Genomic DNA, 19,207 nt, shown 5'->3' with positions numbered 1-19,207 from the left:
GAAAATGGGTTCGAACCATTATTTTCCTGCACAGGCATATGTTCAAGCGGCTTAGCGGCAATTCTCTCCCTGAAGGGGCGATTTGGCACTAAAAGGCTTTTTTCGCAGCGGAGTAACAGACCGGCTTGTTAACTATGATAAAAAGTATGTTGTAACTAATGAGGTAGCTTTAAAACCCGGCCGCAGCCGGGTGAATGACGTCCGCTATCAGCACAAAGGCTGTACAGCATCGCACATACCGCGGGACAGGATAGCATCGAGGTCGGCAGTCACCTGCTCCACCAGACCCGGGATCTGGCTCAAGTCCTGTTCCCAATGAGCCTCTACGCTGAGTACCGCAGTCACCAGCTCGCGGGTGCTCATCTGGCGATCCCGATGCCGGGCCCACAGCGTCTGATATCGCGTCAACCATTCGGCGTCATCCTGTACCGGATAGCGTTCACCCTCCCGCTCTCCCCGGTAAAAGGCGATCAGTGCTGCCAGGGCAAAAGTCAGCCGCGGCGGCAGTTGCCCACTCTTTTGCTGCCCTGCCAGCAGTTGCGGCAGAATGCGAGTGCGGTATTTGGTCATGCCGTTGAGCGCAATCGAGAGCAGCTGATGTTTAATATACGGGTTACGGAAGCGCCCGGTCACGGCGCTGGCAAATGACTCAAGCTCATCGCGCGGCAGATCCAGCACCGGAATAATCTCGTCATAAATCGCTTTTTCGACAAACGCGCAAATCTCCGCATCGTTCATCGCCTCACCCACGGTGTCGATCCCGGCCAGGAAGGCCACCGGCACCAGCGCGGTATGCGCCCCGTTGAGGATCGCCACTTTGCGCTCTTTATACGGCTTGATATCGTCCACAATGCGCACATTCAGCGGCAGTTTATCGAGACGCAGCTCGGCCGCCAGCGAGGCAGGCCCCTGGATCACAAACAGGTAGAAATGCTCGGCGGTATCAAGGAAGGCATCTTTATAGCCAGTCTGTGCCTCAAGGGCCGCCACTTCATCACGCGGATAGCCGGTTACGATGCGATCCACCAGCGTTGAACAGAAGGTATTCGCCGAGGTCAGCCAGCGGATAAAGGCCTGCGGCAGCTGCCACTCAGCAGCATAGCGCAGCACCAGCGCCTGCAGCGCCTCGCCGTTATAATCGATCAGTTCGCAGGGAATAATCACCCATCCCTTGTCGGCCGCACCGGCGAAATGCTGGTAGCGTTCAAACAGCAGGCGCGTCAGTTTCGCCGGATAACTGACCGGCGGCGCGTCGTCAAAACGATCCCCGGCATGATAGCTGATGCCCGCCTCAGTGGTATTGGAGAAGACAAACCGCATCTCCGGGTTATGCGCCAGACGTAAAAAAGCGTCGAAGTCAGCGTAAGCGCTGATCTCCCGGTTGACCGAGCGGATCAGGCGCGCGTCGCTCACCGCCTCACCCTGCTCGTTCAGACCGCGAATAATGGTGGTGTAAAGGCCGTCCTGGGTGCTCAGTGAAGGCGGGAAATCCGTCGCAATAGGACGGACGACCACGATGCCCGCATTCAGGTCGGTATGCTCGTTGAGGAGATCTATCTGCCAGTCAACGAATGCGCGCAGGAAATTGCCTTCACCAAACTGGATGATACGGTCAGGGTACTGCGCGCCGGGGAAATCACGACGGTTTAATGTTTTCACAATGGGTTCCCTCTAATAGTAGTCATACAACCTGAGTAATTGGTCCAATAAGTTATCAGGTTTTTCTACCAGTGAAACCCCGTTTTGATCAAAGCATTCTGCAATAGCGACCGTCAGGGCAAAAACTTATAGAACAGTGAGGTGGCGGTCATCTCTCCGTCAGGCATCAGCGCATAGCGCGGGATTTCCCCCACTTTTTCCCAGCCACAGCGGACATAGAACTGCTCCGCCCCGCTACCGGCTGCCGTGTCCAGCACCAACACCGTCTTCCCTTCCTGTCGGGCAACATGCTCTAGCTCGCTCATCAGCGCGTTGGCAATCCCCTGGCGACGGGCATTTTGGTGAACCAAAAGTTTGGCGACATCCGCACGATGGGGCTGGTTTTCCGGTTGGCGGGTAATAAGTTGCACGGTACCGATGGGTTGCTCGCTGGCGTCGAGGGCCACCAGTACGATGCGCTCGCCGGCCGCCACGCTGTCGGCGGTCTGTTGCCAGAAAGTGGTGGCCGTCTGCGCGCTAAAGGGCAGCATAAAACTTACCGAGGCGCCGCCGTTGACGCAGCTTGCCAGGATATCGCTTAATGCCGGGAGGTGGTGCAGAATATCGTCACGCGACAGCGTGCGCAGTGAAAAGGATGTGGTCATGGAAGCTCCCTGTAATTGACCACATCACTATGTTTTTAACCAAAAATTAACACAAGCGGATTCCGTATAGGATTTTCTTATGGTGCACTTTCGGTTAGCGCTGGCATACAGATGCGATTGCGACCGGTCTGTTTGGCTTTGACCATCTCCTCGTCTGCCGCCATCAGCAATTGGTTAAACAGCTCCGTGATGCGAGCGTACCCCACCTCGCGCGTCTCCAGCCCCATGCTGATGGTCAGGTGGATTGGATTCTGCCCCAGGCCGAAGGGTTGCGACTCCACCCCATGGCGGATTTTTTCCGCCAGTAAATAGCCCTGCTGGGTACTGTCGACGACCGCCGCCACCGCAAACTCTTCACCGCCAATGCGGGCAACCATCCCCTGCTCGTCCACCAGTTGCCGAACCTGCTGGGCAAACTGGGTCAATACGCAATCGCCGCCTTCATGGCCCAGAGCATCATTCACCCGTTTGAAGCCATCGATATCCAGCACCATCACCGTCAGCAGCTTATCGGCGGGCAACGCCTGACGCTTCAGCGCCTCGCTCAGTCCGGAACGGGAATACACCCGGGTCTGAAAATCAAAATCGGCGCGCAGGGCCAGCTGTTTCACCAGCGTGTTAATCGCTTCGACACTGGAAGCGACAATCACCGGGCTAATCAGCATAGCGGCAATGCCGAGGCGGGTGGAGAACAGCTGCCACGGCTGCATTCGCGCATCCGGCGAAAAGTGAATTAACGAGTTGGCGACCAGCAATATCTCGCTGATGCCGGTGAGAAAGGTTAACAGGCAGGTCAGCGGCAGCGGATAACGAACGGCGCACCAGATCAGGGCCGGCAACGGGAAGGTAATGCTGCCGGCGCCGCCCACCGCCACGCCGAGGGCTATCGACAGCACCAGCGCCAGCGCGGGCAGCAGTTGGCGAAAACGAAAACCGCTTAATGCCGAAGGCAACGTCAGGGTCAGAATAAACGGCAGGATCAGCACCGCTGTCGAGAACTGTTCGCTAAACCAGTCTGCCAGTTGGGGAATAAAGGTGGCGCGTTCAACATCCACCGACCCCAGGGCGCCGACGGCGGCGCACAATAAGGCGGCAAACAGGCAAAAACAGAATAAATTAAGCGCATTAATCGGGCCGGGCATGGAGTCGGCGCGTCGCTTATCCCACAGCACCAGCTGCGCCAGCACCACAATAAAGACAATATTGGAGAAATTAATCAGCAATGAGGCAAAGCCCATCCCCCAGCGCGAAGTGAGTCCGTCATAAACCAGCATTGCCGCAAAACAGACGGCATAAAAATAGCTGCGATTAAGCCAGACATAGCGCGCAAAGATCCCGGCCATCACGGCATTGAGCGGCCAGAAGAATGAGAGCTCCTGCACCAGGCGCAGCATAGCCCCCAGAAAATGCAGTAGTAGCGTTAACGTGAATAATACCAGTGCGTCGCGCACGGGCTGCTCTTCACGAAACAGCGTAAATGACCGAATCGACAGTGAAGACATTCAGTAATTATCCGTCTAATTGTTTCAGGCAATTATTATGTTAATAATTAGTTAGCGGATTATCATAACATGAGAATATTTATCAGGCATACTCCGGCGCCGATCAAATGCAGATTACCGCACAGACGGGCCGTTCATCTGCAGCACCAGCCAGTGATGGATCACCTGCACCACATAGCGCTGCTCCTGCTCGCTCAGCGCGCGGCCGTGGGGAATGGCGTGCCATTTTTCCAGACAGCCGCGGCAGCAGGTGGCGGTCGCATGCTGGGCGATAAATACCGGATGGCCGCGCATCGGCGTCTGCTTACCGTCGTTCATCGGTTCGGCGGGCGCCAGCCGCTGGCGGATAAAATCCCCAGCGTGCTGGTCGATGATCTCCGGCCCCTTATCAAGACAGTATTGCCGCTCTTTGACCCCGAGTCGAAAGCGTGAACGAAACGTCGAGCGCGCCAGACGGGCAAACAACCGATCCTGCTCAACCATCAGAACACCGACCTCCCCATCCGCTGAGTCAGTTTTTCCAGCAGCGCCACGCCGGCCAGCGAGTTCCCGGCGTCATCAAGCTCCGGGCTCCACACGGCGATCGCCATCTCCTGCGGCACAATCGCCACAATTCCGCCGCCGACGCCCGATTTCGCCGGCAGGCCAACGCGCCAGGCGAATTCGCCGGCGTTCTGGTACATGCCGCTGGTCATCATCAGGGCATTCACCTGACGGGACTGAATGGGCGCGATAACCGGTGCCTCCAGGTGCGGGGCGATACCGCGATCGGCGAGGAACAGGAAGGTTCGCGCCAGCTCAACGCAGCTCATCTCCAGCGAACAGTAGTGGAAATAGTTCTGCAGCACGGTGGCGACGTCGTTATGGAAGTTACCGAAGGATTTCATCAGCCAGGCGATGGCGGCGTTGCGCGCCGAATGCTCGAACTCAGAGCGGGCCACCACCGGATCGTAGGCGATATCGGCCACGCCGCTCAGGCGGCGGACAATCTCCAGCATCCGCTGACGCGGGGCGCTGAGCCGGCTCTGCAGCATGTCGCAGACCACCAGCGCCCCGGCGTTGATAAACGGGTTTCGCGGTTTGCCCTGCTCGATCTCCAGCTGCAAAAGGGAGTTAAAGGGTTGGCCGGACGGATCTTTCCCCACCCGCTGCCAGATCTCCTCTTCCTGATAGTGGTTCATGGCCACCACCAGGCTCAATACCTTGGAGATAGACTGGATGGAAAAACGTTCATGCGCATCGCCGGCGGCGAAGTGCTGCCCGTCTACCGTACTGATCGCAATGCCAAGCTTATCGCCGCTGACGCTGGCCAGCGCCGGAATGTAATCCGCCACTTTACCGCGGCCAATCAGCGGCCTGATTTCTGCCAGAATGGCTTCCAGCATTGCGTTATTGATCACCGCCGCCACATGCAGCTCCTTGCCCACCATCGAAATTTGGTGGGCGAGTATAGCAGACGTGGACGACGGTCGTCAGGGGGCTAACGTTGATTAGCGACGGTCTTTCCAGACGGTCTGCGCATTACAGAACTCGTGCAGACCAAAATGTGACAGCTCGCGACCAAAACCACTCTTCTTCACGCCGCCGAAGGCCACGCGGGCGTCGCTGGCGCAGTAGCCGTTGAGGAAGACGCCGCCGCACTCCAGCTCGCGGGCGAAGCGCTGGGCCTGCGCCTCGTCGGTGGTATAGACCGTTGCCGACAAACCAAACTCGCTGTCGTTGGCGAGGGCCAGCGCATGGTCAGCGTCGCGAGCGGTGGTCAGGGTTGCTACCGGACCAAACAGCTCCTGACGAAAACCGGTCATCCCGGCGGTGACATTGCCCAGCACCGTTGGCGCATAGTAGTTGCCCGCTCCTTCGATTTTTTCCGCGCCCAGCAGCAGAGTTGCCCCTTCATCAAGGGTCGCCGTTACCTGCTGGTGCAGTTCATCGCGCAGGTCGAAACGCGCCATCGGCCCGACGTAGTTTTGCTCATCGCGCGGGTCGCCCATCTTCAGCGCCGCCACGGCGTCGACGAATTTGCGGGTGAACGCGTCGGCAATGCCAGCTTCGAGGATGAAGCGTTTCGACGCGGCGCACACCTGGCCGCTGTTCTGATAGCGACCGGTGACGGCGGCCTTCACCGCCTCATCCAGGTCGGCATCGTTGAGCACGATAAAGGGATCGGAGCCACCCAGCTCAAGCACGCATTTCTTCAGCGCCGCCCCCGCCTGGGCGCCAATCGCCTTGCCGGCGCGGACGCTGCCGGTGACGGTCACCGCCGCGATGCGGTCATCATTGATGATCTGCGAAACGCCGTCATTGGTGGCGTTCACCCAACCGAACACGCCATCCGGCAGGCCGGCGGCGGCAAAAATCTCGCCCAGCAGGCGGGCGCTGCCCATCACGTTCGGGGCATGCTTCAGCAGGTAGCTGTTGCCGGCCAGCAGGATCGGCACCGCGCCGCGCAGCACCTGCCAGACCGGGAAGTTCCACGGCATGACCGCCAGAATGGCGCCCAGCGGACGATACTCAATCACCGCCTGGTTATTTTCCACCTGGGTGGCTTCCGTCGCCAGCATCGCCGGGCCGTGCTCGGCGTACCAGTCGCAGAGGTTGGCGGATTTCGCCACCTCGCCGCGCGCCTGAGCGATCGGCTTGCCCATCTCGAGGGTGATCATCTGGGCCACCTCTTCCCCGCGGGCGCGCAGCGCGGCCCCGATGCGGCGCAGCGCATCAGCGCGCTCGGCGAGCGGCGTCTGACGCCACTGGCGATAGCCTGCCGCGGCGAGAGCGATAGCCGCATCGACCTCGCGTTCGCTGGCCCAGGGCAGCGAGGAGACCACCTCACCGGTAGTCGGGTTGACGGAAACCGCGTGCGTTGCAGATAAATTCATCGTTATTCTCTCTCTCGTTGCTTGCGAAGTAACCGTATTCTGGCTTACCTTTCCATTCATTGAAAATGAATAATATTAAGCAACGCATTCACAAAAGAAGAATAGTATGGACCTGACTCAGCTAGAGATGTTTAACGCTGTCGCCACCACCGGCAGCATTACCCAGGCGGCGCAGAAAGTGCATCGCGTGCCGTCCAACCTCACCACCCGCATCCGCCAGCTGGAAGCAGACCTCGGCGTAGAGCTGTTTATCCGCGAGAACCAGCGCCTGCGCCTCTCGCCTGCGGGACACAGCTTTTTGCGCTACAGCCAGCAGATCCTCGCCCTGGTGGACGAGGCGCGGATGGTGGTGGCAGGCGATGAACCCCAGGGACTGTTTTCTCTTGGTTCGCTGGAGAGCACCGCGGCGGTACGGATCCCCACCACCCTGGCCCACTTTAATCAGCGCTACCCGAAAATTCACCTGGCGCTCTCCACCGGCCCTTCCGGGACGATGATCGACGGCGTGCTGGAGGGCGCCCTGAGCGCCGCGTTCGTTGACGGCCCGCTGGTGCATCCGGGTCTGGAGGGGCTGCCGGTGTTCCCGGAAGAGATGATGATCGTCGCCCCGTACGGCCACGCGCCCATCGCCCGCGCCAGCGAAGTGAACGGGGCCAACGTTTACGCCTTTCGCGCCAACTGCTCCTACCGCCGGCATTTTGAGAGCTGGTTCCATGCCGACAGAGCAACCCCGGGCAGGATCCACGAGATGGAGTCTTACCATGGGATGCTGGCCTGCGTGATCGCCGGCGCGGGCCTGGCGTTGATCCCGCGCAGTATGCTGGAGAGTATGCCCGGTCATCAGCAGGTTTCCGCCTGGCCGCTGGCCGAAGAGTGGCGCTGGTTAACCACCTGGCTGGTGTGGCGCCGGGGCGCCAAAACCCGCCAGCTGGAGGCGTTTATAGCGCTGCTGAACGAAGATCGGCAAACAGCGGTTTCTCCATAAACACGCTGAGCGGATCGGGCTGATACGGCGCAAACGCGCAGCGGGTCTGGTAGCCGTTGCGCGTGTAGAGGGTGATGGCCGCATGCTGATGGATACCGGTTTCAAGCCGCAGCGTATGACAGTCGCGCTGGCGCGCTTTCGCTTCCAGCGCCGCCAGCAGCTTTTCTCCCAGCTGCTGTCCGCGGTGCTGCGGATCGATATAGACCCGCTTCATCTCGCCGAAACCTTCCTCACTGAGGACGATAGCCCCGCAGCCAACGGCCTCGCCCTGCGCGCTGCGGATGACCAGGGCGATCACCGTCTGCGGCGGCAGCTGGCTGAGGTCCAGCAAATGGTTGCTCTCTGCCGGATAGAGTGTCTCCTGCCAGGCGTCGAGAGCGGCAATCAGGGCGGTAAATTCTGCGTCGGTGGGGGCGATGTCGGTAACGGTATACATAGGTGAACTCCTTTTTTTACGCCACTGTAGCGCGCCCTCGGCCCGTTTCCGCCATAGCATTAACTTATATTGCTGCCCACCTCTTGCGCTAACTCGCTGAAACACAGTAATTTTATCCCCTGCCGTTCGTACTTGAGATCTGAATATGCACACCAAAGCCCGTAAAGTGATGATTATTGGCGCCGGCAATGTCGGCGCGTCGGCGGCCTACGCCCTGCTCAACCAGAGCATTTGCGAGGAGCTGATCCTCGTCGACCTTAACCAACAGCGCGCCGAGGCCCATGCCCAGGATCTCAGCGATGCCGCGGCCTATCTGCCGGGGATGATGACCATCTCCACCCGGGAAGCCAGCGACTGCGCTGATGTCGATATCGCGGTGATCACCGTTTCCGGCGGTGCGCTGCGCCCCGGTCAGAGTCGGCTGGATGAACTGACCACGACGGCGAAGATTGTGAAAAGTATTGTGCCGACGATGATGGCCAACGGGTTTAACGGCATCTTTCTGGTGGCCACCAACCCCTGCGACATCATCACCTGGCAGGTATGGCAGCTCTCCGGCCTGCCGCGCAGTCAGGTGCTGGGCACCGGCGTCTGGCTGGATACCACCCGCCTGCGTCGCCTGCTGGCGCAGGAACTGGATATTGGCGCCCAGAGCATCGACGCCTTTATCCTCGGCGAGCATGGCGATACCCAGTTTCCGGTATGGTCACACTCCTCGGTGTATGGCTCGCCGATCGCCGACCTCTACCAGCAGCGCACTGGCCACCCGCTCGACCGCGAGGCAATGGCCGAAAAAGTACGAAAACTGGGGTTTGAGATCTACGCGGGTAAAGGCTGCACCGAATATGGCGTGGCAGGCACCATCGCCGAGATCTGCCGCAATATCTTCACCGGCAGCCACCGCGCGCTGGCGGTCTCCTGCATTCTTGACGGTGAATACGGGGTCAGCGGCGCGGCGGCTGGGGTGCCGGCGGTGCTGGCCCAGGGTGGCGTGGAGCAGATTATTGAACTGCAGCTGGCCGCCGAGGAGCAGGCGAAGTTCAGTCAGTCGATAGCGGTGATCAAGGCCAATATCGCCCGTCTGCCCTGACGGCAGCCTGCAAGTCAGTCAGCAATGATCAGCTGTGGGGAAAGGGTCACCAGCGCCTCGCGGGTCGCCTCCGGCAGATGGGCGTCGGTGACGATATCGGTCAACGACTCCAGCGGGGCAATATTGAACAGTGACCAGGCGCCGTATTTGGAGCTGTCCGCCAGCAGGATGCGCCGCCGGGCATTAGCCATCAGATCACGTTTCAGGGCAGCCTTCTCCTCCGTCGGGGCGGTGATCCCCTTCTCGAGGTCCCAGCCGTTGCAACTGACGAAGGCAAGGTCCGGCCAGATGGTCTGCAGCAGGCGGCGGCCGTGATCGCCGATGCACGACTGGCTGCTGTCATCGATGCGCCCACCGATAATCGTCACTTCTATCTGCTTAAATTCTGACAAAAACAGCGCGATATGTAAATCGCTGGTGATCACCCGCAGCGGCAGATGGGTGATCTGCCGCGCCAGCTCAATCATGGTGGTGCCGGCGTCAAGCACAATCGCGTCGCCGGCCTTCACCAGCGCGGCCGCCGCGCTGGCGATAGCCTGCTTTTCCAGCGGACTGCGCTGGGCTTTCTCCAGCGTCGTCGGCTGGGAAGGAATAAACCGGTTCAGCGTCACCCCGCCATGTGTACGGCTGATCACCCCTTCCTGATCGAGTTTGATCAGGTCGCGACGAATGGTGGCCGGCGAAGCGTTGGTCGCCGCCACCAGCTGGTCGACTGTCACCAGATTATGGCTTTTCAGGAAGTCCATAATCTGCTCTAACCGGTTATATCCCTTCATGTTATTCCTGCGCGATGTGCATGGCGAGCTCAATGGAGGTTGCCATGCTCTCAGACTTCGCTTTACCTGTCCAGGCAATATCAAACGCGGTGCCATGATCCGCTGAGGTACGGATAAACGGCAGCCCGGCGGTGATATTCACCCCATCATAGAACCCGAGCAGCTTCAGCGGGATATGCCCCTGATCGTGGTACATCGCCACCACCATGTCGTACATACCTTCGTGACACTGCATAAACACCGTGTCCGGTGGACAGGGGCCGGTGACCTCTATCCCCTGCGCCTGCATGGCGGCGACCGCCGGGGCGACGATGCGGATCTCTTCATCGCCAAACAGGCCGTTCTCCCCGGCGTGCGGGTTAACGCCGGCAACCGCAATGCGCGGACGCTGATAGCCGACCCGGCGCAAAAACCGATCCGCTACGCCAATCACCGTCTCGATTCGCGGCTGGTTGAGGGTATCGAGGAACTGGCGCAGGGCGATATGGGTGGTGATATGGATAACCTTGAGCTTCTCGGTATAGAGCACCATGGCGTAATCGGTGGTCTGCGTCAGGTGGGCCAGCAGTTCGGTATGGCCGGGGAAAGCGTGCCCGGCGAGATGCAGCGCCTCTTTATTTAGCGGCGCGGTAGCGATGGCCGCGACCGCGCCGTCCAGCGCCAGCGCGGTCGCCCGCCTGATGCAGCGAAACGCGAGGTCCCCTGCCTGGGCCTGAACTTCGCCAGGGCGCAGCCCCTGCGGGTCGCTGAGCGGTTCATCAATAACGTTGATGGTCGCTGGGGAAAAACTCGCCTCGGCGGGATGGTCAATGATGCGCAGCTCCGCCCGCGGCGTAATATTCAGCGCCAGGATCCGCCGCAGCGTCTGCGCGCAGCCCACCACCACCACCGGCGCGCCGCTCAGCGCCCCTTCGGCGAGGGATTTGATAATAATCTCCGGACCAATCCCTGCCGGGTCGCCCATTGTCACTGCAATCATGTTAGACACTCAGTTTCTCCTCAATAAAATTCACAACATTTAACAGCGTAGTGTCGGTGCCGAATCCCCCTGCTTTGGTCATCACCGGCCGTGACCAGCGACCGCCGAGAAAGTGCCCGTAAGGCACACACTGCGCCACCCGCCCACGGATCTGAAATCCGGTGGCGCCGAGCGCGTGCGCGACGGCGATGGCTACATCGCCGCCAGAGAGGTACAGGGCGCCCGGTGGGCACAGCGCCACCGCCTGCGCCGTGACGTCGGCAAGCCAGGCGCAGATGTGCTCCCCGTAGGCTGCGCGGCTGAGACCGCGTTCGTTACACTGGGCTTCAATCCCGTGCCGGGCGGCGTTATTCGGGCGGGTGGTCACCACGCAGTGATGACCCTCACGCAGCACCTCGGCGATCCGCGAGGCTTCCTCCTTCGGCGATCTGCTAAAGGCCTGTTCGACATCTATTTCGATCTTTCTCACTCGGGAATGAGCCTGCAGCGCAGCGACCTGGCGCTGCGCCATCTCGCTCATCGAACCAACCAGCGCCAGTAGCGGCCCCTGCTCGCAGCGGCGCAGGCGGCGCGCCAGCGCCTCGCAAAGTCCCGCCGAGCCGACCAGCAGGGTCTCCCGCGCATGGGGTGCAACGGCGTCGATCACCTGGTCCAGATGGCTGTCTTCCCAGGCGTCGACAATCAACACTCGCTTCTCCTCGCCCGCCGTCGCTAATGCCGCCGGAAGCTGGGCAGCGTTCAACATCAGACAGGGAAGACGGCTCTGCATGGCGATAATTTCGCTAATCTCCGCCCGGCTCACGGGCGTTTTCGGATCGCTGGCAAATTCGGTCTGATCGAGGGCCACCCCATGCACATAGCAGCGCCCGTCCCGGGTATGCCGCCCGGCCGCCGGATACGCCGGGGCCACCACCGCCAGCCGGCAGCCGTGCGCCGCCATCATTGCCTCCAGTTCGCCGCCAAGGTTGCCGCGCAGCGTGGAGTCGATCTTCTTTACCTGCCAGTGCGGGACAAATCTTGCCGCGCCGCGCAGCAGACCGGTGACCTTGTCCGCGGCGGCGGCGGCGCTCATTGCCCGGCTGTCGCTGTTGAGAATTAACGCCCGGGCGGTTGATGGTTGCCCGGCGCTGAAGGCCACTTCCACCGACATGCCCGCCTCAGCGAGGCTGACACCGGCGTCATTGGCTCCCGTAAAGTCATCTGCCAGCACCAGCACCTGGTTATTACCATCGTTCATTGTTCTGCCTTGTGGTCGATGAAAATTTGAAACTGATTATATTCAATCATATTTGATTAAATGTGAGCAAGCTCAAGTTATTAAACTGCCGTATAAATTATAACTTTTCCCCACCAGACGAGTGACACGATTCATGAATGATTGAATTCAATCAATTACTACCAAGGAGAAACGCGTGGCGACGATACACAGCACAATCATCAGCGGGGCGGGCGCCTCAACGGCCCTGCTCCCGCTGTTGTCAGGTAAAACCCGCATCCTGCTGGTGACCGACCAGAACGTTGGCGCGCTGGAAGCGACCCAGGCGATCCATCGCCTGCTGGCGGCCGAAGGGCGTAAGGTTGAGGTCATTGACACAGTACCGGCAGAGCCCAGCCATCACGATGTGGCGCAGATTGTCAGCCAACTGGGCGCCAGTCAGCCCCAGATGATCGTGGGCATCGGCGGGGGGAGCGTACTGGATGTGGCGAAACTGCTCTCGGTGCTCCTGCATACTGAGGCGCCCTCTCTGACGGCCATGCTGGCAGGCGAGTTGCCGCAACGACGGATTAGCTCATTGTTGATCCCGGCCACCGCCGGCACCGGCTCCGAAGCGACTCCGAACGCCATTCTGGCGATCCCCGAGCAGCAGACCAAAGTGGGGATCATCTCCCCGGTGCTGCTGCCGGACTATGTCGCCCTGCTGCCGGAGCTGACCACCAGCATGCCAGCCAGCATCGCGGCGTCGACCGGTATCGATGCCCTGTGTCATCTGCTGGAGTGCTTTACCGCCACCGTCGCCAATCCGGTGAGCGACAACGCGGCGTTAATCGGTTTACACAAGCTGGTGCGGCATATCGAACGCTCGGTGGATCAGCCGCAGGATCTGACGGCGAAGCTGGAGATGCTCTGGGCCTCGTGGTACGGCGGCGCGGCGATCAACCATGCCGGCACCCATCTGGTGCATGCGCTCTCCTATCCGCTTGGCGGTACCTGGCACCTGCCGCACGGGGTGGCTAACGCCATTCTGCTGGCGCCCTGCATGCGGGTGGTCCGCCCCTACGCGGTGGCAAAATTCGCTCAGGTCTGGGATCTGATCCCCGACGCAGATCGCACGCTCAGTGAGGAAGAGAAATCCCATGCGCTGGTCGCGTGGCTGGCGGCGCTGGTGAAACGACTGCCCCTGCCGGACAACCTGGCCGCGCTCGGCGTGCCCAGGGAGAGCATCCCTGCTCTCAGCGCAGCGGCGCAAAACGTCAAGCGCCTGATGAACAACGCCCCCTGCAGCGTCAGCCGCGAAGAGATTGCGGCTATCTATCAAACGCTGTTTCCAGAACATGCCTAACAGGAGAAAGAAAATGAAGAGAGCCATTAGCGGCGTACTCACCGCCATCGTCACCCCTTTTACCGCCGAGGGAGCCCTTAACCTGCCAGCGCTACGCCAGCAGGTGCAGCGCCAGCTCGCCGCAGGCAACGGGATTTTCTGCGGCGGCACCAATGGCGAGTTTTTTGTCCTCAATGAGGAGGAGAAGATCGCCGTCGCCAGAACCTGCGTGGAAGAAGCCGCCGGACGCGCGCCGGTGGTAGCGCATATCGGGGAGATTTCCACCCGTGAGACTCGCCGGCTGGGCCAGCAGATCGCCCGCCTCGGGGTTGACGCGGTATCGGCCATTACCCCGTGGTTCGTACCCTTGAAGCAGGAAGAGCTGATTAACCACTATACGGCGATCGCCGACGCGCTGAGCGTCCCGCTTTTTCTTTATAACATTCCCGCCCGCACCGGGAACACCATTGCTCCGGAGACGGCACGCCAGCTGGCCCGACACGAGAATATCGTCGGCATTAAGGACAGCGCCGGCAGCTACGATAGCCTGAAAGGCTTTCTTGACGCGGTACGCGACATTGACGGTTTCGACGTTCTGAACGGGCCGGACTCCCTTATCCATCAGGGGTATGTCGACGGCTGTTCGGCCTGCATCTCAGGGCTTGCCAACGTCGCCCCCGCTGAAATCAACGCGATCTGGTCGCTGTTTCACGCCGGAGATATCGCCGGATCGCGCCAGGCGCAGGAGCGCGTGACGGGCCTGCGCACCGATCTGTATAAGGTGGCGTTCTCACCCGCGGCAGTGAAAAAAGCCCTGCAACTGATGGGTCATGAGGTGGGCGACAGCCGCTACGCGGTGCAGTTCAGTGACCAACAGCTGCAGCAGATACGCGACATCATCGCTCGTTATTTAGCGTAATACTTGCTGCGCTTTTTTAATAAAACAGACCGGGTACCGCCGTGCCCAGGATTCGTACGCCCAGAGAGAGGCTAAGATGAATCATTTTACCGCTGAAGATACCTTTATTATTGTCGGCATTGTTATTGCCTATATTCTGTTTACCACCTGGCTGACATTCCGTATTCGTAGTAAAAATTCCGGGGATTTTATGGAAGGCTCGCGCGCCATGCCGGCCTTTATTGTCGGTATATTACTGATGTCAGAATATATTGGCGCCAAATCGACCATCGGTACTGCCCAGGCCGCCTTTGAGAGCGGAATTGCCGCCTCGTGGTCCGTGCTGGGGGCAGCCATCGGCTTTCCGCTGTTCGGTTTAATCCTGGTGAAACGCATCTATAACACCGGAAAAATTACCATTTCCGGCGCCATCGCTGAAAAATATGGCAACAGTACCAAAAATATTATCTCCCTGATTATGATTTATGCGCTGCTGCTGGTTAACGTGGGCAACTACGTCAGCGGTGCCGCAGCCATCTCCACCGTATTAAAAGTGAATTTACCGGTAGCCGCCTTTATTACCGCCATTGTGAGTACCTTTTATTTCGCGTTCGGCGGCATGAAGGGCGTCGCGTGGGTCACCATGTTACACAGCGCGTTGAAATACGCCGGTCTGCTGATCATTCTGGGTTTTGCCCTGTCCAAAACCGGCGGCTTCTCGCCGATGATGGAGAAGATGCCGGATTATTACTGGACATGGGATGGCAACATTGGTGCTGGCACGATCTTCGCCTGGCTCATCGGCACTATCGGCTCCATTTTTTGCACCCAGTTTGTCATTCAGGCCATTAGCTCAACCAAAGACGTTCGGTCAGCGAAACGCTCCACCTGGATCGCCTTCTTTTTCTGCCTGCCTATCGCCTTTGCCATCGCCATTATCGGCGTCGCGGCGAAATACCTGCATCCCGAGATCAACAGCCTGTATGCCCTCCCGGTCTTTCTGCAGGACATGAACCCGTGGCTGGCAGGTCTGGTGACAACGTCACTTGTGGCATCGATTTTCGTCAGCGTAAGTACCGTAGCCCTGGCCATTGCCTCGCTGGTGGTGAAGGATTTTTACGTACCATGGCGCAACCCAACGCCGGACCAGGAGTTCAGAGCCACACGCTGGGCGTCGCTAATTATCGGCTTCCTGCCGCTGATCTTTGTGCTGCTGGTACCGGAGGTGCTGAAACTCTCCTTCTTTACCCGCGCCATTCGCCTCTCCATTACCGTGGTGGCGGTCATCGCCTTCTATGCTCCCTTCTTCAGAAGCACTCGGGGCGCGAATGCCGGCCTGATCGGCGCCTGTGTGGTGACGTCCGTCTGGTATTTACTCGGCGACCCGTTCGGCATCAATAACATGTATGTCGCCCTGGCAACCCCGGCCATCATCATGGTGATTGACCGCCTGATCCCAAATAAATCACAACCATCCCCCGCCCCAGTTGAGCAACGTGGAGTATAAAACATGACCGTAATTCCGCCTTTTGACGGCGTCATTCGCCAACACCAGCAAGATGAACACATCGCATGGGCAATGCTTCCCTGCGCCTGCCCGCAGAACCATGCCGCCAATCTGCTGCCGCTGGATGACGGCAGCCTGATGTGCGTCTGGTTTGGCGGCTCCCAGGAGGGAAAAGCCGATATCTCTATCTGGGGATCGCGGTTAGCCCCCGGCAGTGACCGCTGGAGTGAGGCAGTCAAGCTATCTGATGATCCAGACCGCTCAGAACAAAACCCGGTGCTATTTCAGGCGCCCGATAACGTGCTGTGGCTGTTGTGGACAGCGCAATTTGCCGGAAACCAGGATACCGCCATTGTGCGCTACCGCCTCTCCCACGATGGCGGACGAAGCTGGGGGGCCATCGATACGCTGCTGGATCAACCGGGTACCTTTATTCGCCAGCCAATAAGCGTTATGTCTGACGGCAACTGGCTGCTGCCGGTCTTTTACTGCCGTACCGAACCCGGCGAGAAATGGGTGGGTAACAATGACGTCAGCGCGGTGAAGATCTCTTCAGACTGCGGAAAAAGCTGGCGTGACGTGGCGGTCCCGGAGAGCCTGGGTTGTGTCCATATGAGTATCACTCCGCTTCCGGACGGCAGACTGGCAGCCTTCTTCCGCAGCCGCTGGGCGGATCATATCTGGTTCAGCCAGTCCAGCGACCAGGGAGAGAGCTGGTCTGCGCCGGTACCGACGACGCTTCCGAACAACAACTCGTCCATTCAGGCGACCACCCTGGACAATGGCGAACTGGCGCTGGTGTTCAATAATATGAGCGCCGCCGGCGCCACGGAACGCCGCGCCTCGCTGTATGATGAAATTGCTGACGACGATGGCCGTAGGGAGCCGGAAGCGACCGGGAAAAGCGCCTTCTGGGGCGCACCACGCGCGCCGATGACCGTCGCTATTTCAGCCGATGGTGGTGAAAGCTGGCCGTGGCTGCGCAATCTCGATGAGGGTGACGGCTACTGCATGACCAATAACTCGGAGCAGAAGCTGAACCGGGAGTTCTCCTACCCCAGCATCAAACAGGGAGCAGACGGTAATTTGCATATCGCCTACACCTGGTATCGCCAGGCGATCAAGTATGTTCGCGTTTCGCCACAGTGGGTGAAAGGAGAAAGCGCATGATTATCGGTAATCTGCAGGCGCTGCAGCAGGCTGGCCTGCCGCCGGCGTTAAAGCAGCTATTGAGCAGCGAGGCCTGTTCGCTGGCTGCCCTCAGTGCCAGAGAGAATGGCCGCTTCCAGCCCGACGGCGCGCCGTGGTTCTGCACCCTCAGCGTGGTGCAAACCCAGCCTGCGGCCGAGCGGCATACGGAATATCATCGCCAGTGGGCGGATATTCAGGTCATCCTGGCCGGCGAGGAGCGGATCCAGGCGGGCATGGCTCCCGCGATGCGCCCGGAAGATAATGAGCTTAAGCCCGACGTCTATATATGTCAGCCAGCCCCGGAGAGTGTCTCTATTCTGCTGCGTCCCGGCGACTTCGCGGTCTTTTACCCCGGCGAACCGCACCAGGCGCTGTGTGCGGTTTCGACGCCAGCGCCGGTCAGAAAGGCGGTATTCAAAATCCCCGCTGAGATGCTGGAGGCGCGATGAAGCGGGCAATGGTAACCGGGGCCAGCTCCGGGATCGGCGCCGCAGTGGTGAGGCAGTTGCTGGCGGACGGCTGGCAGGTGATCGGCATGAGCCGTTCGCTGCCGCCCTTCTCACAGCCGAACTTTCGCCATCTGATGGTCGACGTCAGCCAACGCAGCGCGCTGCTGGCGGCGCTGGAGCAGATTGAGCCCCCTCAGGCCATCATTCACGCCGCGGGTTCAATGGCGGCCGCCACTCTGGGCAATCTGGACCCTCAGCGCAGCGAGTCGCTGTGGCGTTTACACGTCGATGCGGCTCAGACATTGGTCAATCACTTCGCCCCGACCATGGGGCCAGGCGGGAGGATCGTTCTGCTGGGAAGCCGTACGTCACGAGGCGCCGCTGGTCGCTCGCAGTATGCGGCCACCAAAAGCCGCGCTGGTCGCTCTCGCCAGGAGCTGGGCGGCAGAGCTGGCGCCTGCCGGGGTGACGGTCAACGTCGTGGCTCCCGGGGCAACCGATACGCCGATGCTCCATCAGCCAGGCAGAGAAAGTTCCCCGCCGCGGCTTCCGCCGCTTGGGCGACTCATTACTCCGCAGGAAGTGGTCTCTCTGGTGAGCTGGTTGCTGAGCGAGGGCGCATCGGCGATGACCGGACAGGAGCTGGTGATGTGTGGCGGCGCATCGCTGGGCTGATGCTATGTCGCCCCGGGGAGCGGAAGTAGATTACCGCTCCCCGGGGCGACGCGGTGGCGATGATTAACGCAGGTAAACCGTTCCGCGCAGATAGGTGGTGGCCTGGCCGCTAATCAGCACCCTGTCGCCCTGCCACTGGCAGCGCAGGTCGCCGCCGCGGGCGGAGACCTGGCGCGCCATCATGGTGGTTTTCCCCAGCTTTTCGCCCCACCAGGGGATCAGCATGCTGTGGGCGGAGCCGGTCACCGGATCCTCTGGCACCCCTTCTCCCGGGCAGAAGAAGCGGCTGACAAAGTCATACTCCTCATCCGGCGCGCTGACGCAGATCATTTTGCCGAGCTTCTGCAGACGTGCCATATCGGTCTGCACCGCTTCAACCTGCTGGCGATCCGCCAGCACGACCAGATAATCACGCCCTTCCCGCACCTCGACGGCAGACTCAAGCCCCAGTCCGGCCAGCAGATCCGCCGGCGGGTTGTCCACCGGGGTGGTCGTCCACGCCGGGAAGTCGAGCGTCAGCCAGTCGCCGCTGCGGGTCACCCGCAGTTCACCGACAAAACGGGTGCTGAAGGTAATCGTCGCCGAGGGATGGTCAAGATACTCGAAAATAACATGCGCCGTCGCCAGGGTGGCGTGGCCGCAGAGGTTGATCTCGCCCAGCGTGGTAAACCAGCGCAGCTCATAGCCTTCGTCGGTGTGGACGAAAAACGCCGTTTCGGACTGGTTATGCTGTTGGGCCATTTTCAGCAATACATCGTCCGCTAACCACTCGCTGAGCGGGCAAACGGCCGCGGCATTACCGCCAAAGTTTTTATCGCTGAAGGCATCGACCAGATAAAATTGAATTTCCTGCATACACTGTCCTTACTTTTTTTACTTTCCTTCAACATGACATAAAAGCGCTCCCCTGACACTATCCATAGCAAAATTAATTGCTTAACCGCGGCCAGCCACTTGCAGCGAAATGAGATGCAGATCACAAAATGATTGTCTTTTCGCC

18 protein-coding genes and 1 pseudogene are annotated in these 19,207 nt (G+C 60.0%); 8 read left to right on the top strand and 11 right to left on the bottom strand.

The genetic code is table 11. From position 1 onward, the window contains the following. Nucleotides 1-207: 207 nt before the first annotated feature. From A1WC_RS13310 to sad, 6 genes are all read right to left on the bottom strand, one after another. A complete protein-coding gene (locus A1WC_RS13310) occupies nucleotides 208-1,659 on the bottom strand; it encodes a tagaturonate reductase (protein WP_016160998.1) in 1,452 nt (483 codons plus the stop codon). 113 nt (nucleotides 1,660-1,772) lie between these two features. Next, nucleotides 1,773-2,303, bottom strand: coding sequence for a GNAT family N-acetyltransferase (locus A1WC_RS13315; RefSeq protein WP_016160997.1), 531 nt, complete (start codon nucleotides 2,301-2,303; stop codon nucleotides 1,773-1,775). A 77-nt stretch (nucleotides 2,304-2,380) separates the two neighbouring features. After that, nucleotides 2,381-3,805 (bottom strand): GGDEF domain-containing protein, encoded by a 1,425-nt coding sequence (locus A1WC_RS13320; RefSeq protein ID WP_016160996.1) that lies wholly within the window; start codon nucleotides 3,803-3,805, stop codon nucleotides 2,381-2,383. A 114-nt stretch (nucleotides 3,806-3,919) separates the two neighbouring features. Further along, on the bottom strand, nucleotides 3,920-4,288 hold the full coding sequence (locus A1WC_RS13325) for a DUF4186 domain-containing protein (RefSeq protein ID WP_016160995.1): 369 nt from the start codon (nucleotides 4,286-4,288) through the stop codon (nucleotides 3,920-3,922). Next, entirely contained in the window at nucleotides 4,288-5,235 is a 948-nt protein-coding gene (glsB, locus tag A1WC_RS13330; protein WP_022065782.1) for a glutaminase B, read from the bottom strand. Before glsB ends, A1WC_RS13325 begins: the two co-directional genes overlap by 1 nt. 60 nt (nucleotides 5,236-5,295) lie before the next feature. Next, nucleotides 5,296-6,681 carry a succinate-semialdehyde dehydrogenase gene (sad, locus tag A1WC_RS13335; protein ID WP_008804950.1) on the bottom strand — a complete coding sequence of 462 codons (1,386 nt, stop codon included), beginning with the start codon at nucleotides 6,679-6,681 and terminating at the stop codon, nucleotides 5,296-5,298. Between the two features lie 106 nt (nucleotides 6,682-6,787). Between sad and ptrR the strand changes: the two genes are divergently transcribed. Beyond that, entirely contained in the window at nucleotides 6,788-7,666 is an 879-nt protein-coding gene (gene ptrR / locus A1WC_RS13340) for a putrescine utilization regulator PtrR (protein ID WP_012968263.1), read from the top strand. On the opposite strand, the gene A1WC_RS13345 is transcribed toward ptrR, so the two are convergent. After that, complete coding sequence (locus tag A1WC_RS13345) at nucleotides 7,620-8,102, bottom strand: GNAT family N-acetyltransferase (protein ID WP_008804952.1); 483 nt, start codon at nucleotides 8,100-8,102, stop codon at nucleotides 7,620-7,622. The two genes, ptrR and A1WC_RS13345, sit on opposite strands and share 47 nt — an antisense overlap. A 145-nt stretch (nucleotides 8,103-8,247) precedes the next feature. Here A1WC_RS13345 and A1WC_RS13350 point away from each other — a divergent pair, with 145 nt between their 5' ends. Continuing rightward, nucleotides 8,248-9,192 (top strand): L-lactate dehydrogenase, encoded by a 945-nt coding sequence (locus A1WC_RS13350; RefSeq protein WP_012541768.1) that lies wholly within the window; start codon nucleotides 8,248-8,250, stop codon nucleotides 9,190-9,192. Nucleotides 9,193-9,206: 14 nt separating this feature from the next. Here A1WC_RS13350 and A1WC_RS13355 read toward each other — a convergent pair whose 3' ends face one another. From A1WC_RS13355 to dtnK, 3 genes are read right to left on the bottom strand one after another with little or no spacing between them, the layout of a single operon-like run. Then, nucleotides 9,207-9,968: a DeoR/GlpR family DNA-binding transcription regulator gene (locus A1WC_RS13355; RefSeq protein WP_012968265.1), complete on the bottom strand. Its 762-nt coding sequence runs from the start codon at nucleotides 9,966-9,968 to the stop codon at nucleotides 9,207-9,209. A 1-nt stretch (nucleotide 9,969) separates the two neighbouring features. Continuing rightward, on the bottom strand, nucleotides 9,970-10,956 hold the full coding sequence (locus tag A1WC_RS13360; RefSeq protein ID WP_012541770.1) for a D-threonate 4-phosphate dehydrogenase: 987 nt from the start codon (nucleotides 10,954-10,956) through the stop codon (nucleotides 9,970-9,972). Continuing rightward, entirely contained in the window at nucleotides 10,949-12,184 is a 1,236-nt protein-coding gene (dtnK, locus tag A1WC_RS13365; RefSeq protein ID WP_016160994.1) for a D-threonate kinase, read from the bottom strand. The genes A1WC_RS13360 and dtnK overlap by 8 nt, the downstream gene beginning before the upstream one ends. 175 nt (nucleotides 12,185-12,359) lie before the next feature. Here dtnK and A1WC_RS13370 point away from each other — a divergent pair, with 175 nt between their 5' ends. The 6 genes and pseudogenes from A1WC_RS13370 to A1WC_RS28390 all read left to right on the top strand — a co-directional run bounded on the left by A1WC_RS13370 (nucleotide 12,360) and on the right by A1WC_RS28390 (nucleotide 18,207). Beyond that, on the top strand, nucleotides 12,360-13,508 hold the full coding sequence (locus A1WC_RS13370) for an iron-containing alcohol dehydrogenase (RefSeq protein WP_016160993.1): 1,149 nt from the start codon (nucleotides 12,360-12,362) through the stop codon (nucleotides 13,506-13,508). A 13-nt stretch (nucleotides 13,509-13,521) separates the two neighbouring features. Next, nucleotides 13,522-14,406 carry a dihydrodipicolinate synthase family protein gene (locus tag A1WC_RS13375; RefSeq protein WP_016160992.1) on the top strand — a complete coding sequence of 295 codons (885 nt, stop codon included), beginning with the start codon at nucleotides 13,522-13,524 and terminating at the stop codon, nucleotides 14,404-14,406. Between the two features lie 76 nt (nucleotides 14,407-14,482). Beyond that, nucleotides 14,483-15,892 (top strand): sodium:solute symporter family protein, encoded by a 1,410-nt coding sequence (locus A1WC_RS13380; RefSeq protein WP_004151621.1) that lies wholly within the window; start codon nucleotides 14,483-14,485, stop codon nucleotides 15,890-15,892. Nucleotides 15,893-15,895: 3 nt separating this feature from the next. Next, nucleotides 15,896-17,062: a sialidase family protein gene (locus tag A1WC_RS13385; protein WP_016160991.1), complete on the top strand. Its 1,167-nt coding sequence runs from the start codon at nucleotides 15,896-15,898 to the stop codon at nucleotides 17,060-17,062. Continuing rightward, the gene (locus tag A1WC_RS13390) at nucleotides 17,059-17,532 is read left to right on the top strand and encodes a YhcH/YjgK/YiaL family protein (RefSeq protein WP_016160990.1); all 474 of its coding nucleotides are present in this window, start codon (nucleotides 17,059-17,061) and stop codon (nucleotides 17,530-17,532) included. The genes A1WC_RS13385 and A1WC_RS13390 overlap by 4 nt, the downstream gene beginning before the upstream one ends. Further along, nucleotides 17,529-18,207, top strand: a pseudogene (locus A1WC_RS28390) (SDR family NAD(P)-dependent oxidoreductase). Before A1WC_RS13390 ends, A1WC_RS28390 begins: the two are co-directional and overlap by 4 nt. Nucleotides 18,208-18,270: 63 nt before the next feature. On the opposite strand, the gene A1WC_RS13400 reads toward A1WC_RS28390, so the two are convergent. Continuing rightward, entirely contained in the window at nucleotides 18,271-19,062 is a 792-nt protein-coding gene (locus tag A1WC_RS13400; RefSeq protein WP_012968269.1) for a PhzF family phenazine biosynthesis protein, read from the bottom strand. Between the last annotated feature and the right edge of the window lie 145 nt (nucleotides 19,063-19,207).

Origin of the sequence: Klebsiella sp. KTE92, from assembly GCF_000398905.1 — a bacterium.
Taxonomy (GTDB): domain Bacteria; phylum Pseudomonadota; class Gammaproteobacteria; order Enterobacterales; family Enterobacteriaceae; genus Klebsiella; species Klebsiella variicola.
This window is presented reverse-complemented; position numbering and strand designations above follow the sequence as displayed.

Bases quoted from the DNA above. Each gene is read 5' to 3' on its own strand.
- A1WC_RS13350 (WP_012541768.1), top strand. From the start codon at position 8,248: ATGCACACCAAAGCCCGTAAAGTGATGATTATTGGCGCCGGCAATGTC.
- A1WC_RS13325 (WP_016160995.1), bottom strand. From the start codon at position 4,288: ATGGTTGAGCAGGATCGGTTGTTTGCCCGTCTGGCGCGCTCGACGTTT.
- A1WC_RS13345 (WP_008804952.1), bottom strand. From the start codon at position 8,102: ATGTATACCGTTACCGACATCGCCCCCACCGACGCAGAATTTACCGCC.
- A1WC_RS13355 (WP_012968265.1), bottom strand. From the start codon at position 9,968: ATGAAGGGATATAACCGGTTAGAGCAGATTATGGACTTCCTGAAAAGC.
- A1WC_RS13390 (WP_016160990.1), top strand. From the start codon at position 17,059: ATGATTATCGGTAATCTGCAGGCGCTGCAGCAGGCTGGCCTGCCGCCG.
- A1WC_RS13315 (WP_016160997.1), bottom strand. From the start codon at position 2,303: ATGACCACATCCTTTTCACTGCGCACGCTGTCGCGTGACGATATTCTG.
- ptrR (WP_012968263.1), top strand. From the start codon at position 6,788: ATGGACCTGACTCAGCTAGAGATGTTTAACGCTGTCGCCACCACCGGC.
- sad (WP_008804950.1), bottom strand. From the start codon at position 6,681: ATGAATTTATCTGCAACGCACGCGGTTTCCGTCAACCCGACTACCGGT.
- A1WC_RS13400 (WP_012968269.1), bottom strand. From the start codon at position 19,062: ATGCAGGAAATTCAATTTTATCTGGTCGATGCCTTCAGCGATAAAAAC.
- A1WC_RS13385 (WP_016160991.1), top strand. From the start codon at position 15,896: ATGACCGTAATTCCGCCTTTTGACGGCGTCATTCGCCAACACCAGCAA.
- dtnK (WP_016160994.1), bottom strand. From the start codon at position 12,184: ATGAACGATGGTAATAACCAGGTGCTGGTGCTGGCAGATGACTTTACG.
- A1WC_RS13380 (WP_004151621.1), top strand. From the start codon at position 14,483: ATGAATCATTTTACCGCTGAAGATACCTTTATTATTGTCGGCATTGTT.
- A1WC_RS13320 (WP_016160996.1), bottom strand. From the start codon at position 3,805: ATGTCTTCACTGTCGATTCGGTCATTTACGCTGTTTCGTGAAGAGCAG.
- glsB (WP_022065782.1), bottom strand. From the start codon at position 5,235: ATGGTGGGCAAGGAGCTGCATGTGGCGGCGGTGATCAATAACGCAATG.
- A1WC_RS13375 (WP_016160992.1), top strand. From the start codon at position 13,522: ATGAAGAGAGCCATTAGCGGCGTACTCACCGCCATCGTCACCCCTTTT.